General features: G+C 67.5%; 14 protein-coding genes. 7 read left to right on the top strand and 7 right to left on the bottom strand.

Annotated elements, in window-relative coordinates; all coding sequences use genetic code 11:
* Positions 1–198 precede the first annotated feature (198 nt).
* Positions 199–1337 (top strand): IS3 family transposase gene (locus G6N23_RS12605; RefSeq protein ID WP_095173805.1). Its coding sequence is split into 2 segments (ribosomal slippage): positions 199–469 and positions 469–1337, totalling 1140 coding nucleotides; the frame shifts between segments, so codons are not numbered across the junction.
* 66 nt (positions 1338–1403) lie between these two features.
* On the opposite strand, the gene G6N23_RS12600 is transcribed toward G6N23_RS12605, so the two are convergent.
* On the bottom strand, positions 1404–2168 hold the full coding sequence (locus tag G6N23_RS12600) for a PE-PPE domain-containing protein (protein ID WP_085261123.1): 765 nt from the start codon (positions 2166–2168) through the stop codon (positions 1404–1406).
* Positions 2169–2498: 330 nt separating this feature from the next.
* Between G6N23_RS12600 and G6N23_RS12595 the strand changes: the two genes are divergently transcribed.
* From G6N23_RS12595 to G6N23_RS12585, 3 genes are read left to right on the top strand one after another with little or no spacing between them, the layout of a single operon-like run.
* Positions 2499–2813: a carboxymuconolactone decarboxylase family protein gene (locus G6N23_RS12595; RefSeq protein ID WP_085261122.1), complete on the top strand. Its 315-nt coding sequence runs from the start codon at positions 2499–2501 to the stop codon at positions 2811–2813.
* Positions 2810–3385 carry a carboxymuconolactone decarboxylase family protein gene (locus tag G6N23_RS12590; RefSeq protein WP_085261121.1) on the top strand — a complete coding sequence of 192 codons (576 nt, stop codon included), beginning with the start codon at positions 2810–2812 and terminating at the stop codon, positions 3383–3385. The genes G6N23_RS12595 and G6N23_RS12590 overlap by 4 nt, the downstream gene beginning before the upstream one ends.
* Before the next feature lie 25 nt (positions 3386–3410).
* A complete protein-coding gene (locus G6N23_RS12585; protein ID WP_085261120.1) occupies positions 3411–4130 on the top strand; it encodes a DUF2652 domain-containing protein in 720 nt (239 codons plus the stop codon).
* 49 nt (positions 4131–4179) lie between these two features.
* Here the strand turns inward: G6N23_RS12585 and G6N23_RS12580 are convergent, their stop codons facing one another.
* The 3 genes from G6N23_RS12580 to G6N23_RS12570 form a co-directional block, all read right to left on the bottom strand.
* A complete protein-coding gene (locus tag G6N23_RS12580; RefSeq protein WP_085261119.1) occupies positions 4180–4866 on the bottom strand; it encodes a cutinase family protein in 687 nt (228 codons plus the stop codon).
* Between the two features lie 86 nt (positions 4867–4952).
* Complete coding sequence (locus tag G6N23_RS12575; RefSeq protein ID WP_085261175.1) at positions 4953–6536, bottom strand: Na+/H+ antiporter; 1584 nt, start codon at positions 6534–6536, stop codon at positions 4953–4955.
* 33 nt (positions 6537–6569) lie between these two features.
* Positions 6570–7208, bottom strand: coding sequence for a TetR/AcrR family transcriptional regulator (locus tag G6N23_RS12570; RefSeq protein WP_085261118.1), 639 nt, complete (start codon positions 7206–7208; stop codon positions 6570–6572).
* Positions 7209–7315: 107 nt separating this feature from the next.
* On the opposite strand from G6N23_RS12570, the gene G6N23_RS12565 reads away from it, so the two are divergent.
* The 3 genes from G6N23_RS12565 to G6N23_RS12555 are packed head-to-tail and all read left to right on the top strand — an operon-like array spanning position 7316 to position 10604.
* Positions 7316–8350: a Rieske 2Fe-2S domain-containing protein gene (locus G6N23_RS12565; RefSeq protein ID WP_085261117.1), complete on the top strand. Its 1035-nt coding sequence runs from the start codon at positions 7316–7318 to the stop codon at positions 8348–8350.
* Positions 8347–9435 carry an NAD(P)H-dependent amine dehydrogenase family protein gene (locus tag G6N23_RS12560; RefSeq protein WP_085261116.1) on the top strand — a complete coding sequence of 363 codons (1089 nt, stop codon included), beginning with the start codon at positions 8347–8349 and terminating at the stop codon, positions 9433–9435. The genes G6N23_RS12565 and G6N23_RS12560 overlap by 4 nt, the downstream gene beginning before the upstream one ends.
* 35 nt (positions 9436–9470) lie before the next feature.
* Positions 9471–10604, top strand: coding sequence for an acyl-CoA dehydrogenase family protein (locus G6N23_RS12555; RefSeq protein WP_085261174.1), 1134 nt, complete (start codon positions 9471–9473; stop codon positions 10602–10604).
* A 12-nt stretch (positions 10605–10616) separates the two neighbouring features.
* On the opposite strand, the gene G6N23_RS12550 is transcribed toward G6N23_RS12555, so the two are convergent.
* From G6N23_RS12550 to G6N23_RS12540, 3 genes are all read right to left on the bottom strand, one after another.
* Positions 10617–11318, bottom strand: a complete 702-nt coding sequence (locus tag G6N23_RS12550; protein ID WP_085261115.1) for an MPT63 family protein — start codon at positions 11316–11318, stop codon at positions 10617–10619.
* 153 nt (positions 11319–11471) lie between these two features.
* Positions 11472–12467 (bottom strand): DUF1942 domain-containing protein, encoded by a 996-nt coding sequence (locus G6N23_RS12545; protein ID WP_085261114.1) that lies wholly within the window; start codon positions 12465–12467, stop codon positions 11472–11474.
* Positions 12468–12587: 120 nt separating this feature from the next.
* Positions 12588–14330: a serine/threonine-protein kinase gene (locus G6N23_RS12540; RefSeq protein ID WP_085261113.1), complete on the bottom strand. Its 1743-nt coding sequence runs from the start codon at positions 14328–14330 to the stop codon at positions 12588–12590.
* Between the last annotated feature and the right edge of the window lie 81 nt (positions 14331–14411).

Genomic DNA, 14411 nt, shown 5'->3' with positions numbered 1-14411 from the left:
ACGGTGCCAGCAGCAACGCATGACGGTCCGCCTCATAATCCGTTGGTCGCGGGTTCGAGCCCCGCCCGCCCCACTGTATTTCTGTGTTACCTCGGGTGATGCTTGCGTTTCGGCTGATCTGAGGTGAGCCCCTCGTAGTGGTCCAGTTGTTGTGCGACTCTGACGCCCGGTGTTCGGGCAGGAAGAATCGACGACGACATGGCAGCGAAGAAGCGCCGGCGGCACACGCCGGATCAGATCATCCGCAAGCTTGCCGAGGGCAACAAGCTCCTCGGCGCCGGCCAGGAGCTTTCCGCGGTGTGTCGGCACCTGGAGGTCACCGAGTCGACGTGGCATCGCTGGGTGGCCCAGTACGGCGGCATGAAGGCCAGCGACGCCAAACGCCTCAAAGAGCTCGAGGCCGAGAACGCCCGCCTGAAGAAGCTGGTCGCTAACCAGGCCCTGGACATCGACATGCTCAAGGAGATTTCGGCGGGAAACTTCTAGGCCCGAACCGCAAGCGCAGCGCCGCGGCGATGCTGCGCGAGCGGTTCGGGGTCTCCGAACGACGGGCCTGCACGGTGGTCGGCATCGACCGCTCCACGATGCGGTTGCAGCCGGCACCGATCAGCGATGAGGAAGCCGAGCTGCGGGATTGGCTTCGGAAGTTCTCCACCGACCGGCCCCGCTGGGGCTGGCGGCGAGCGGCGATCGCAGCCCGGAAAGCCGGCTGGAATGCCAACAACAAGCGCATCCGCCGTTTGTGGCGCGAGGAGGGCCTGCGGGTCCCGCAGCGCCGCAGGAAGAAACGGCTGACCGGCATCGGGACCGCGGTCGGGGCGATGTCACCAATCCGGCCGAACGTGATCTGGGCGATGGACTTTCAGTTCGACACCACCGTCGACGGCCGCACCTTGAAGATGCTCAACGTGATCGACGAGTTCACCCGCGAAGCCCTGGCGATCCACGTCGACCGGGCCATCAACGCCGACGGTGTCGTCGACGTCCTCGACCACCTGGCCCTGATGCACGGAGCACCGTGCTACGTGCGGTTCGACAACGGACCCGAGTTCGTCGCCCATGCCGTCAACGACTGGTGCCGGTTCAACGGCACCGGCTCACTGTTCATCGACCCCGGATCACCTTGGCAGAACGCCTGGGTCGAATCGTTCAACGGCCGACTCCGCGATGAACTGCTCAACTCGTGGCGCTTCGACTCGCTCCTGGAAGCCAAAGTGATCATCGAAGACTGGAGGTGCGACTACAACGCCAACCGACCCCACTCCGCCCACCGCGGGCTCACCCCAACCGAGTTCGCCCTACAGTGGACCACGACCCACCAACCCCTAGCCGCATAGCGACCGGACCAGAAACCGGGTCCCCCTCAGATCCTTGACAGTTCCTGGTTGAGGCCCAGCCGGGCATCACACGTGGAAGAACGAACTGAACAGCGCTGCGAACAACTCGGGGTAGCTGAGTTCGGGAATCTCGTTGAACGTAGTCAGGCCGTCGGTAACCGAATCCGCCGAGGCGATCTGGTCCGCCGTCAACCCGAGGTAGGCGTTGTGGACGGCCAGCCCGTACAGCACGTCCTGCCAATTCGTGTTCCCGAACAGCAGGTCTATCCAACTCCTGGTTAACGAGTTCGTCGCGTAGATGTCGCCTTCGATGTTGAAGACTTCGGTGGGGTACATGTCGGTGGGGACGGCGCCGGGGGTGGCGCCGAGCATCACGAAACGTAACGCGTCCTCGGGGACGCCGGCTTTCACGAGGTCGTCTTGGACGTTAACGGCTATCAGGCTGCTTTGGGAGTAGGTGAAAATGGTCAGCGGATCGCTGCACACACCTGCGGCGTCGCAGTCCATCGTGCCGGCGTGGTACTCGGCCAAGATCGCGTCGGTAAGGATCTTTTCGCCTTCCGGGACGCTGTCAAGGAAGTTGAAGGAGTTGGGGAGTGTCAGTGCGTGTGACGACGCAAGGTCCCCCTGGTACCCCAGCGGTTCGAGGTACAGGTCGATCCCGTTGCTGATGTAGTTGGCGCTCGGCGTCGGGATATTGGTCGGGCCCAGGACCAACGCGTCGTTGGAGCCGTAAAGGAAGTCGTACTTGTTCTCGTCGGCGGCGTTGGCCGCAGCGGCGAACGCCAGCGCGGCGCCAGCCAGCGCGGCGCCGAGGATCATTTTCTTCATGAGGTCCCCCTTGTTCGGAAGGTCACCGACTGAATGTCGACGCGCTCTGCTGGACGCGCGACGCTATGGGTCGACCTCTCCCGCGGGGAGGTCGATCACGAGCTGGCCACCGGTTGCCAACCTTTAGAATTATTACCGGTTACGTCAATTAAATCTCCGAAATCCAAATAATCGCCAAGAAATTCATTTGGCCGGCCTACACCGCCCACCGGCGGATGCCCGATTCCCGCCCGTGGTCCACGGCTCAGACAGAGGATTGATGGCGGTGGAGGCGCGGGTATGCGTTCGCCTGCGAACCAGGGCTGACGGTGAAAGGAGGGCTGCGAACCCATGGCTGACATCACCGGTTTATATAAGGCGCTACTCGGCCGCATCCTCGGTGACGATGCGGCAGCGCCGCTTGACCTGCGCCAGGCCGCCTTTGACAACGCCGGGCTCGACGAACCGATCAGCACCTTGATCGACAAGGTGGCCCTGCGCTCCTACCGGGTGACCGACGACGACGTCGCCGCCGCACGGTCCGCCGGCCTGAGCGAAGACCAGATCTTCGAGATCGTGGTGTGCGCCGCGGTCGGCCAGGCGACCCGCCAGTACACCGGTGCGCTGGAAACGCTCGGCGCCGCCGGCGAAGGGAACCCGACATGAGGCTCGCCGTTCTCGATCACGGGCACCGGCTGCGCACCAAGGCCCTGCTGGGGATGATTCGACTGGTGTCGCGCCAGCCGGTCGTCGACGCCGTCAAACTCGCGTTCTATCGCCCGGGGTTCTACGGCGGCGGACCGCTGACCAACGAGGCGATGCGCGGACCCTCGGCGTGGTCGATCGGGGAGCGGGAACTGATGGCCGCCTATGTCTCCCAGGTCAACCGGTGCCCGTTCTGCGTTGCGGCGCACACCGCCACCTCCAACCTCTGCTACGGCGACCACGCGACGGCCGCGGCCACCCTCGCCGATCTGGAGACCGCTCCCATCACCGAACCGCTGCGGGCAACGCTTGGCCTACTGGGCAAACTCACGCGCGAGCACAGCATCGATGCCGACGACGTGCGCGCCGTGCTGGTGACCGGCGTAACCGCCGAGCAGCTCAAGGACGCCCTGGCGGTGAGTCTGGTCTTCAATATCACCGACCGGTTGGCCAATGCATTCGGCTTCGAGGTGGCCGGCCCGGCTGCCATGCAGGCTGGTGCACGCCATCTGGTGAAGCGTGGTTACGGCTAGCGACCCGGACTACACTTCTGAGTTCATGGCAATCCGGCGCGCGGTACTCGTCATCGCCGACATCGGCGGTTATACCGCATACATGAACTGGAACCGCACCCACCTGGTGCACGCCCAGCTGGCGGTTGCCACCTTGCTGGAATCGGTCATCGACGCCGCCAAGGGCATGAAGCTCGCGAAGCTGGAGGGCGACGCGGCATTCTTCTGGGCGCCCGACGGCGACGCCCGAAGCCTCATCAGCGAGCGGCTGGCGCGGATGCATCAAGCGTTTCTCGACCGACGCGCGCGTATCGAGAACAGCCGCATGTGCGCCTGCAAGAGCTGCGAACAGCTGATGAACCTGTCGCTGAAGTTCGTCGCCCACCAGGGCGAGGTGGCCGAGCAGAAGGTCAAGCGCCACACCGAACTCGCCGGTGTCGACGTCATACTGGTGCACCGGATGCTGAAAAACCAAGTGCCGGTGCCCGAATACGTGTTGATGACCGATCCCGTCGCGCAGTGCCTCGACGAGCCGATCCGCCAGACCTGCCTGCCGCTGGTGCACGACTTCGAGGGGTTGGGCCAAACATCGACGTACTACCTGGATCTCGCCAACTCGGCGGTACCAGCACCCGGCGACGCCATGGGATGGCGCGACCGGATGAGATTCCGGCGGAATGGGCTGCCGTTCATGCTCGGCGTCAAGGAACCCTGCGCAGGATTCCGCAGCCTGGGCCGTGGCGAGCCGGAACTGTCGAAGGGCTGAGCGCAGTAGAGCGCTTTCACACCGGGCGGGGCGGGCTGATGGCCACCGGCTACAGCTTTCCGGCGACGAAGTCAGCTGCCTGGCCGACCATGCCCGACGAGATATAGGCGCCGGCCAGGTGTTGCGGCCAGTTGTCCTGCCAGGTGTTCGGATCGGCGGGGTTGCAGACCGGGTCGGCGCCATGACACTGCTCGATGGTCCGATCGTTGTAGATCGGGTTGAAGTTCGTGATGGGGCCGACCCATTGACTGCCGTTGCCGAAGAGCGCAACTGCGGCGATGTGCTCGTCGGCGCCCGGTGGCAGGGGATTGGTGAAACCGAACACCGAGAAGGGGACCGCAAGCACCACGTCGGTGACCGCCGCGCCCAGCGAGTAGCCGGCCGGCACAATACGGGTGTTCGGGCACCCGTTGATCGTCTTCTGGATGTGGGCGCTCATGTCGTTGGCGCCCTGGTCGATCTGATTGTCGGCGGGGTAATTCACCGCATACACACTGATGTTCTTCGAGCTTTTGGAGCGCAGCGCGCTGACGAACGCGTTGCCGACCGCGCCGGCCCCGGGCGATTCCAGGCGCCCGCGGGCGAACACCACTTCGGCGTCGGCACAGGCCGCGCCGGCCGGTGCGACAGCACCGGGTGTTCCGGCGGGGATGACGACCGGGGCGATCAGCAGGGCTGCCGCCAGCACAGCGCCGAACCCGGTGAGTCGCAGTCGGTGGGCCGAGGAATCGCTCACGAAGTGGATAGTAGTGGCCCGCAGTCGCCCTGTCGCTGCGACGGGGCACCGGTCCGGCCGGCCGTCATGGCCGGCCCGTTCGGCCACTACTCGGAGTCGGCAGGACCCAGCAGTCGTACTTCCTCCAGATCCATCGCCGCCTGCACCTCCCGTAACACGATGTCGTCTATCTGATTTCGGTCCCGAAGTTCGGTGACGGCCCGGCGCTTGTGCTCAAGGACGCCCAGATGTATTTGCCGCACCAGGTCCTCGCACCCGGCGGCGTCGTCGGCTTGATCGTCCGCCCTGACCACCGCGGCCTGATACTGGTACTCCTGGTGCAGACGGTCCAACACCTCCTGGCCGGCATTGAGCTGACCGGCCACCCGTGGCAACGCATCGAGAGCCGCCTCGGCGGCGCGGGTGTGCGCCAGACGCAATTCCTCGGCGCGCGCCGAATCCTCGGGCATCCGGGCCCAACGAACGACCGCGGGCAACGTGCTGCCTTGCAGCATCACGGTCACCAGGATCACGAACGACACCACGTAGATGATCAGGTTGCGATCCGGGAACGCCTCGCCGCTGTGGGTGGTTAGCGGGACGGCCAGCGCCGCGGCCAGCGACACCGCGCCGCGGAAGCCTGCCCAACTCGACACCGCGCGCTGCCGCCAGTCGACGCGACGGGTCCGCTGGACGGCGCGCCGGTCCACGGCACGAATGAGCAGGGTGGTGATCTCCGACCAGGCGATCCGGGTCACGATGACCACACCGGTGACCGCCAGGCCGAGCACCGTCGCATGGGCAAGGCCTTCGCCGACATTGACGATGCCGTGCACGGCACCGGGAAGCTGTACCCCGACGAACACCCACAGGGAACCGTTGATCAGAAACGTCGCCATGTCCCAGAACGCGAACGCCTGGAGCCGCGAACGGGCCGCGATGACCCGCGGGCCGACGTAGCTCAGGACCAGGGCCGACACCAGTACCGCAACGACCCCGCTGCAGTGAAACGTCTGGGCCAGCAGAAACGCCGCGAACGGCGTCAACACGCTCAGGGCGCCTTCCTCCAGCGGCGCGTCCAGCCGGCGGCGCGCCAGCGTGACCGCCCCACCGACCAGCAACCCGGCCGCGATACCGCCGAGGTAGGAGCCGACGAATCGGCCCACCAGGTCGACGGGCCCGATCGAGGGGCTGCCCGTCGCGACGGCGACCGTCACGGCGAACAGCACCAGCGCCGTCCCGTCGTTGATGATGCTCTCGGCGCGCAGCACGGTGAGGGGCCGGCGCGGCAATTTCTTCGCCAGGCCGGCCACCGCGGCGGCATCGGTGGGCGACAGTACGGCGCCCAGCACCGATGCCGCATGGGGTTCCATTCCCAGCGACCGCGCCGTCCACGACACCGCGACCGCGGTGGCGATCACCAGGCCCACGCTGACCAGGACGATCACGCGCAAATTCGCCCTGATCTCCCGAAAGCTGGTGTTCATGCTCTCCCAGTACAGGATCGCCGGCAGGAACAGCAGCAACACGATCTCACCGTCGAGGTGGATCTCGCCGAAGCGGGGGATCAGGCCCAGCATGCCGCCGAGCAGGATGAGCAATACCGGCGGGCCGACGCGATACCGCTTGCCCAGGATCGTGCCCGCGACCACGGTGGCGACGAGCGTGACAACGACGACGAGGCCAAACACCATCACATCCTGCCGTGTCCGCGCCGCGAGCGGTCAGCGCCCCGCCGCCTCCGAGCCTTCCAGATACGCCGCCAGGGCATTGGTCAGTCCCCGGCGCGCCTCGTCGAGGTCGGTGTAGGAACCCAGCTGGCGCTCGGAGACCAGCCCGCGCATCGCACCCGGGATGAGGGCGGCCACCTCGCGCACCCGCTGCGGGTCGACCCCGAGGTCGGCGAACGCGCCCTGGCAGGTAGCCAGCCAGCTCCTGCCCCAGGAGAACAACTCCGCCGCGGTGCGCGGATACAGCCGTTCCAGCTCGTGGTGGTCGCGGGGGAGTGCGGCCCGTAGGTTCTCGATCGCCCGGGAATCCTGCGACGCCAGGCCGTGATAGAGGGTGTCGATGATCGCCGCGACCCGATCTCGCAGCGGCGCATCCTTTTTCAGCCCGGCGAACGCCGATATCGTCGCATCCCGGCGCTCGGCGGTCCGGTGCAACACCGCCGCCCAGAAGCCGTCGACGTCACCGAACTGATACTGCACCGCACCCCAGGTGGCGCCGCTCTCCTTGGCGATCCGGCTGGCCGACACCGCCCCCGGGTCGCCGGTGGCCAGCGAGCGCACCGCGGCATCGAGCATCGCCTCGCGGGTCGCCTGTCCCCGCTTGTTGGTGCGTCGCGGCGCCGGTGGTGTCATCCCCGGAATCCTAGCAATATTTTCATAGCACCCACTATGATTCTGTCGCCGGGCGAACTATGCTGCGGACGTCGGCCCGCTCGAGACCACGGAGAGGACACGCACACATGGCTAAACCGCCGCTGTCGATGAAGCCGACCGGCTGGTTCCAGGTCGCCTGGTCCGACGAGATCGGCGTCGGCGACGTGCACACCATGAAGTACTTCGGCCAGGAGATGGTCGCCTGGCGCGCCGAATCCGGGCAGCTCACCGTGATGAACGCCTATTGTGAGCACCTCGGTGCGCACCTGGGCTACGGTGGCACCGTCTGTGGTGAGGTGCTGCAGTGCCCGTTTCACGGCTGGCAGTGGAACTCCCAGGGTCGCAACGTCTGTATTCCCTACCAGGACAAGCCCAACCGCGGCCGGCGGATCCGCACCTACTCGGTGGTGGAACGCAACGAGTCGGTCTACATCTGGCACGACGTACACGGACGCGAGCCGTTCTTCGACCCGCCGGACGTGTTCGCCGGCTTCGACGACCGCAGCGCAGCCGACTACTACCCGCAGCAGCGGCTCTACCGGCAGACCCTCGAGATGCACCCGCAGTACGTCCTGGAGAACGGGGTGGATTTCGCGCATTTCAAATACGTGCACCGGACCCCGATCGTGCCGGTGTTCACCCGTCACGATTTCGAGCAACCGGTGTCCTACGTCGACTTCACCATCACCTTCGAGGGCGATGACGGCCAGAAGATCGAGGACGTCAACAGCGGTGTCGAAGCCATCAACGGCGGCTTGGGCATCGCGGTGACCAAGAGCTGGGGGATGATCGACAACCGCACCATCTCGGCGATCACGCCCGTCGACGATTCCACCTCCGATGTCCGGTTCATGGTCTACATCGGCCGGACCCCGGGCGCCGATCCGGCCCGCGCCGAGGCAAGGGCGGCCGAGTTCGGGCGGGAAGTGATCCGTCAGTTCGAACAGGACATCCACATCTGGTCGCATCAGCGCTACTCGGATCCGCCGGCGCTGGCAACCGCCGAATATGAGGGCTTCACCGCGATCCGCCGGTGGGCCAAACAGTTCTACCCCGACGGCATCGGAGGCAGCGCCGCCGAGGTCGCTGAAGCCACTGCCCAGAAAGGCTCGACCGCATGAATACACCCGCCGCACCGATCCGCGTGTTCCAGGTCGCCACCGGCAACGTCGGCACCGAGATGATCAAGCGGATCGGCGTCCGCCCCGACCTCGAGCTCGTCGGCGTGCACTGCTATTCGCCGGAGAAGATCGGCAAGGACACCGGGGAGCTGGCCGGGATGGGTCCCAACGGGGTGAAGGCCACCGGCAGCGTCGAGGAGATCATCGCCGCCAAGCCGGACGTGCTGACCTTTCACGGGGTTTTTCCCGACGAAGATCTCTACGTCCAGGTTCTCGAGGCGGGCATCAACATCGTCACCACCGCCGACTGGATCACCGGCTGGCACCGCGACCACAACCACCCGCACCCGTCGGGAAAGCCGGTCACACAACTGCTTTCCGAAGCCTGCGCGAAGGGCGGCGCGACCTTCTACGGCACCGGGATGAACCCGGGCCTCAACCAGATCCTGGGCGTGGTGGCAGCAGCCGACGTGGCCGAGATCGAGAACGTCACCACCATCGAATCAGTCGACGTGTCGTGTCACCACTCCAAGGAGACCTGGATCGAGGTCGGCTACGGCCAGCCCGCCGATGACCCGGAGATCCCGGCCAAACTGGAGAAGTTCACCCGGGTCTTCGCCGACAGCGTGCTGATGATGGCCGACTGCTTCGACCTGACCCTCGACGAGGTCACCTTCGGCTACGAGTTGGGCGTGTGCACCAAGGACGTCGACCTGGGCTGGTACACCCTGCCCAAAGGATCGTTGGGCGGCAACTACATCAAATACCAGGGCATGGTCGACGGTGTGCCACGCGTCGAGACGCACCTGGAATGGCAGATGACCCCGTACACCGAACCGAACTGGAAGATCAAGGGCTGCTACATCACTCGGGTGACCGGCGACCCGTGCGTCTACAACAAACACATGATCTTGCCGAAGGCCGGTGTGGACCTGTCCAACCCGGAGAACTTCGCCTCGATCGGCATGACCGTGACTGGTCTGCCCGCCCTCAACGCGATCAGATCCGTGGTGGCCGCCCCGCCGGGCCTGTTGACCAGTGCCGATCTGCCGTTGCGGGGGTTCGCGGGACGATTCCGCACGTGACCGAACGCGGCAGCGTCGTCGCTTTGGCCCGCGGCATGCGCGAACTGGTGGCTGCCGAAGCGGCCGCATCCGAGCGGAGCCGCACGCTGACCGACCCCGTCGTCGACGAGATGTGGCGCACCGGACTGATGCCGGCGTTCAATCCGGCCCCCGCCGGTGGCCTCGAGCCGTCCTTTCCCGAGATGATCGAGACGTGGATCGAAATGGCCTGGCAGGACGGGTCGTTCGGCTGGGTTGGGATCGCCAACATGCCCTCGTCGTTCGCGGCGGCGGCGTACCTGCCCGACGACGGCTTCGTCGAGGTCTTCTCCGCCCACGACAACCGCGTCACGATGGGCGGGCAGTATTTCCCCAACGGGCAAGGCGTTGCCGTCGACGGCGGCTACCGGCTCAGCGGAGCGTGGAGCTTCGGCTCGGGCACCGGGCACTCGCAGTACATCGCGGCCGGCTTCTTCCCGATGGATGACGGCGAGATGCGCTGGGTCAGCGATGGTGTGCCCGACATGCGGGTAGCTGTCATCCCGCGTGACCAGATCTCGTTCAACGACGGCTGGCATGTCCAGGGGCTCAAGGGAACGGGCTCCTACGACTACACCGTGCAGGACGTATTCGTGCCGCACCGCCGCACATTTCCGCTGTTCTGCCGCCAGCCGTTTCGGGGTGGTTCGCCGGCGGCCCGAATGGGGCTGATGCCGGTGACGGCTGCCGGGCACGCATCCTGGGCGCTGGGTGTCGCCAAGAGCATGCTCGACGACGTCACCGAGCTGGCGGCCACCAAATACCGCATGAGTGATATGGCGGCGCTGGCCAGTCGCCCGACCTTCCAGAAGGGCCTGGCTCACCACGTCGCCGCCTGGCGGGCCGCCCGCCTGCTGGTACTTGATGCCTTCACCACGGCCGAGGCCGCCGTCGCCGCCGGCGAAGACCTGACGCCGGGACTGCGAGCCGACATGCGGGTGGCCGCCGTCTACGCGACCGACACCGCCAGAAATTGTGCCGAATGGGCACATCTGGTCGCCGGCACCACGGCGATCCGCGAAGGGGGCCGGCTCGAACGTGCGTTCCGCGACATCTACACCGGAACCCAGCACGCCTTCATCAGCGAGAAGGTCGCCATCGACGCCGCCCAGATCTGGCTCGGGCTGATCGACGACCAGTTCGGCCTGTGAGCAGCCGCTGAATCAGGGCGCCTCGGCCGGGAGCGGGGTGCCGGAGCTGCCTTCGGGCAGCGGGGTGCCCGAACTGCCCGCCGGCGGCGCAGCCGGGCCCGGACTGGCGGGGTGGGACGCCGGGCCTCGAGCGGGCGCGGGCGCCCGATGGCTGTTGCCGCCGCTGGCCGGAGCCTGCGCCGATCCACCGGCCGGAGCCTGCGGCTGTGGCGCGACCGGCCGGGCCTGCGGCTGCGGTGCCGGGGCCACCCACCGGATCAGGTCGGCGCCGCCGGCCTGATAGACCATGCTGTTCGGAGCGTCACCGGTGACATCGAAATAGACCTTGCCGCTGGTCTTCTGGCCCTGAGTCAGTCCGGTGGGCACGAGGCCCTGCGCCGTGGGCACGGTGAACAGGGACTGATAATTCTGGCCGCTGGCCGAACGGGCACTGAGGTTGGAAACGATCGGGAAAACGGTGCCCTGGATCGCCTCGTCGGTGGCGGTGGCCTCCCAGAGGGTGCCCTGCGGCTGATACGGGATGGTATCGGTGCTGGGCCGCAGGTCGTTGACCGTCCAGCCGTGCACTCCCGGGCCCTCGGGCAGCGTGCCCTGGGTGCCGAGCGGTTGGGTGGCCGGGGCCGGGTCCGGGTCGTCCGCGGTGGCGATCCCGGTGCTCAGTGCGCCGGCGACGGCCAGCGCCCCCGCTGCCAGGGCGGTCGAGATGGACTTCATGGGTCTGACTCCTCGGTTCGATGGCATCGGCGGTGATTGGTACTCAAGTACTGAATCGTAACGGCCCGGTAGTCGGGCCGCCGCGAAACGAGTCCGGCCCGACCCCGCAGGAGCGAGGCCGGGCCGGACCAACGATGGACACCGCGCCGGATGCTATCCGGTCGCGTTGCTCGCGCCGCTGGCCGTCGGGGTCCCTGCGCTGGGCGTGCCCTGGTTGCCGGCCCCGGTGCCCTGCGGGTTCGCCGGAGCGGTGCCCTCCGAACCTGCCGCCGAGGCACCGGCGGCCTCCGCCGGAAGCGGCGTGCCGGAGCTGCCGGCCGCCGCCGGGGTGTTTCCGGTAGCGCTGGAGTCGGCCGGTGCCGACGCCTCCGGGGTGCCCGCCGAAGTCGGCGTCTCCGAACCGCTCGCCGCTGCCGGGGTGCCCTCGGTGCCGCTCGCGGCTGCCGGCGTGCCGTCGGTCTCGGCCGGCAACGGGGTGCCCTGGCTGCCGGAGGCGAGCGGGGTGCCCTGGCTGCCGGTCGTACCGGCGGTGCTGTCCGTGGTCTGGTTGTCGGCCGCGGCCGGGTTGGTCTGGGTGCCCGACGGGGCCGTCTTGGGGCTGGTGGCCGCCGGGTTGGTCTGCGAGCCGGTCGCCGGGGCGGACGAACCGCCGCCGGTCGGGGCGGCCGGTGCGGCCGGGGTCCAGACCAGCTGGTCCTTTCCGGCGAACTGGTAGACCGCGCTGTTGGGCGCGTCGCCGGTGACGTCGAAGTAGACCTTGCCGCTCGTCTTCTGGCCCTGCGCCAGGTTGGAGGGGTTCACGCCCTGCGGGGTGGCCACCCCGAACAGCGCGGGGTAGGTCTGGCCGCTGGGGGAACGAGCACCGAGGTTGGCGATCACCGGCGTGACAGTGCCCTGGATGGCCACGTCGGTGGCGGTGGCCTCCCACAGCGTGCCGTGGGGCTGGTAGGGGATGGCATCGGTGCTGGGCCGCAGGTCGCTGACCGTCCAACCCTGGATCACCCCGCCGCTGTCCACGGTGCCCTGGGTGCCGATCGGCTGGGTCGTCGGGGCGGCGTCGCCGGCGTCCGCGCTGGCGGTCGCGAGGCTGACGGCTCCGGCAGTGGCCAACGCTCCGGCTGCGGCCACGGCGGTAGTGATCAACTTCATCGTTGTTGACTCCTCGGTTCGACTGGATCTCGGGGGGTGTGTCAGTCCAGACCGCAAATCCTAACGGATTTGACAGTGACGTTAGGTGACGTCTCAGGGTTGCGTCGCAAACAACGGCGATCAGGAATGCGAACTCCACCAGGTGTAGAGCTGCTCCAGGGACGGCGTGCTGTGTTCGGTGTGCAAACGGGCGATCACCAGGTTGGCATCGTTGGTCCACACCAGGGTGGGGGAACCCTGGCGCATACCGCAGAGCAGCATCCCGCTCGGTTTGTCCGGGGTGGCGGTCCGGTGCCAGGCGCCCGGCGACTGGATCCGGCCGGGGCAGGTGACGACCGTAGTGGCCTGCACCGTGTTGTCGAAGGCCAGGCGCAACGCCCCGGCGTCCGGGAACAGTGAGTAGGTCGCCGAGGGCGGGCCGTCCACGTCGATGTTGCGACCGCAGCTCACTTCCGCGATGGCGCCACCCATCGGTGTGGCCGGCCTGCAGGAATCCAGCGGATAACCGGGGGGCAGCAGCTTGAGCAACCGCGACTGGGCTTCGGTGGATGACATGGACGTCGCGGGTCCCTGCGTCGCCGTGGCGAGCCCCTGATCATCGGGGGCGGCGACGAGTTCATCCGAACCCGACCGGTTCGTCATCCAGATGATCAGCCCGAGGGCCACGGCCAGTAGCGCCGCAAGGCGCAGCAGTTGCTTGCGTTTACCGGGATCGCGGTAGCCGGGTGCGGGCCGCGCGGAGCTGAACCAGTCGTCGTCGGGGGTGGAAATGCGCGGAATGCTCGATTGCGGGGCCGGCCGTTCGGCGGCGCCGGCGGGTTCTGGCGGTGGAGCGGCTTCCTCTTGCGCAGGCGGGACCGGCGGGGGAGTCGGCGCAGACACCGGGGCGGGCGCCACCGGCGGTATCGGCTGCTCGGCGGGAGGCACCTGCGCAGCCGGCGGCACGCTCGGCTTCGGCTGCTCGATCAGCGGCGGGGTGGACTGTTGGCTGGCCTCGTAGATGTGCAACGTCCGGTGCTGATCGGGTGCACTCAACGCCTGATAGGCCGCGGTGGCCAGCTCGGCGGCGCTGGCGAAGCGCTCCTGCGGGTCCTTGGCCATGCCTTTGGCGATCACCGCGTCAAAGGTGGGCGGGATCGTCGAGCCGGCCTGGCTGGGCCGCGGAATCGGCTTGGTCTGGTGAGCACTGGCCAGCATCTTGACGCTGTCGGCCCGGTACGGCGGTGAACCCGTCAAGCACTGGTAGAGCACGCACGCCAGCGAGTAGACGTCCACGGCGGGACCGAAGTCACCGCCGGAGAAGAGCTCCGGTGCGGAGTACTTCCAGCGGGCGCCCGCATGGTCGGTGTCGGCCGCGTTCGCCCCGGGCGCACCGGCGATCCCGAAGTCCACCAGGTAGACGAAGTCATCACCGGTCAGCAGGATGTTGCGTGGCTTGACGCCCCGGTGGATCACCCCGGCGGCATGCGCGGCATCCAGTGCCGACGCGGCCTGCCACACGATGTTCACCGCCCGCGGCGGGGGCAGCACCCCGGTTCGCTTCAACAGCGCGGACAGGTCGGTGCCCGGCACCAGCGGCATATCGATGAACACGTGGCCGTCCAGCTCGCCGTAATCGCGGACCGGGACCACGTGCGGCTCCTGGACCCGCCCGACGGTGAGCGCCTCCCGCTGCAACCATTCTCGGAAAGCCGGATCCCGGCCCAACGCCGGTGAGAGCAGTTTGACCGCGGCGGCGCGGTCCTTCTGCGTGTCGACGGCCTCATAGACCGCACCGGTGGGGCCTCGGCCCAGCAGGCGTGTGAGGAGGTAGCGCCCAACCCGTGACCCAGCCCGCGAACCCGACGCGGTCTCGTCCATCATCGACTCCTCAAGTCAGACCCGTGGACACCGATCACCGAACCGGCGGCCCGACGACATCGCCGCCCATGATTTCATCATCGA

The sequence above is a fragment of the Mycolicibacter terrae genome (assembly GCF_010727125.1).
Lineage (GTDB): Bacteria > Actinomycetota > Actinomycetes > Mycobacteriales > Mycobacteriaceae > Mycobacterium > Mycobacterium terrae.
This window is presented reverse-complemented; position numbering and strand designations above follow the sequence as displayed.

Excerpts from the sequence above, each read along its gene's own strand:
- G6N23_RS12560 (WP_085261116.1), top strand. The coding sequence starts at position 8,347 with ATGAATACACCCGCCGCACCGATCCGCGTGTTCCAGGTCGCCACCGGC.
- G6N23_RS12595 (WP_085261122.1), top strand. The coding sequence starts at position 2,499 with ATGGCTGACATCACCGGTTTATATAAGGCGCTACTCGGCCGCATCCTC.
- G6N23_RS12555 (WP_085261174.1), top strand. The coding sequence starts at position 9,471 with ATGCGCGAACTGGTGGCTGCCGAAGCGGCCGCATCCGAGCGGAGCCGC.
- G6N23_RS12540 (WP_085261113.1), bottom strand. The coding sequence starts at position 14,330 with ATGATGGACGAGACCGCGTCGGGTTCGCGGGCTGGGTCACGGGTTGGG.
- G6N23_RS12570 (WP_085261118.1), bottom strand. The coding sequence starts at position 7,208 with ATGACACCACCGGCGCCGCGACGCACCAACAAGCGGGGACAGGCGACC.
- G6N23_RS12600 (WP_085261123.1), bottom strand. The coding sequence starts at position 2,168 with ATGAAGAAAATGATCCTCGGCGCCGCGCTGGCTGGCGCCGCGCTGGCG.
- G6N23_RS12565 (WP_085261117.1), top strand. The coding sequence starts at position 7,316 with ATGGCTAAACCGCCGCTGTCGATGAAGCCGACCGGCTGGTTCCAGGTC.
- G6N23_RS12585 (WP_085261120.1), top strand. The coding sequence starts at position 3,411 with ATGGCAATCCGGCGCGCGGTACTCGTCATCGCCGACATCGGCGGTTAT.
- G6N23_RS12590 (WP_085261121.1), top strand. The coding sequence starts at position 2,810 with ATGAGGCTCGCCGTTCTCGATCACGGGCACCGGCTGCGCACCAAGGCC.
- G6N23_RS12550 (WP_085261115.1), bottom strand. The coding sequence starts at position 11,318 with ATGAAGTCCATCTCGACCGCCCTGGCAGCGGGGGCGCTGGCCGTCGCC.
- G6N23_RS12545 (WP_085261114.1), bottom strand. The coding sequence starts at position 12,467 with ATGAAGTTGATCACTACCGCCGTGGCCGCAGCCGGAGCGTTGGCCACT.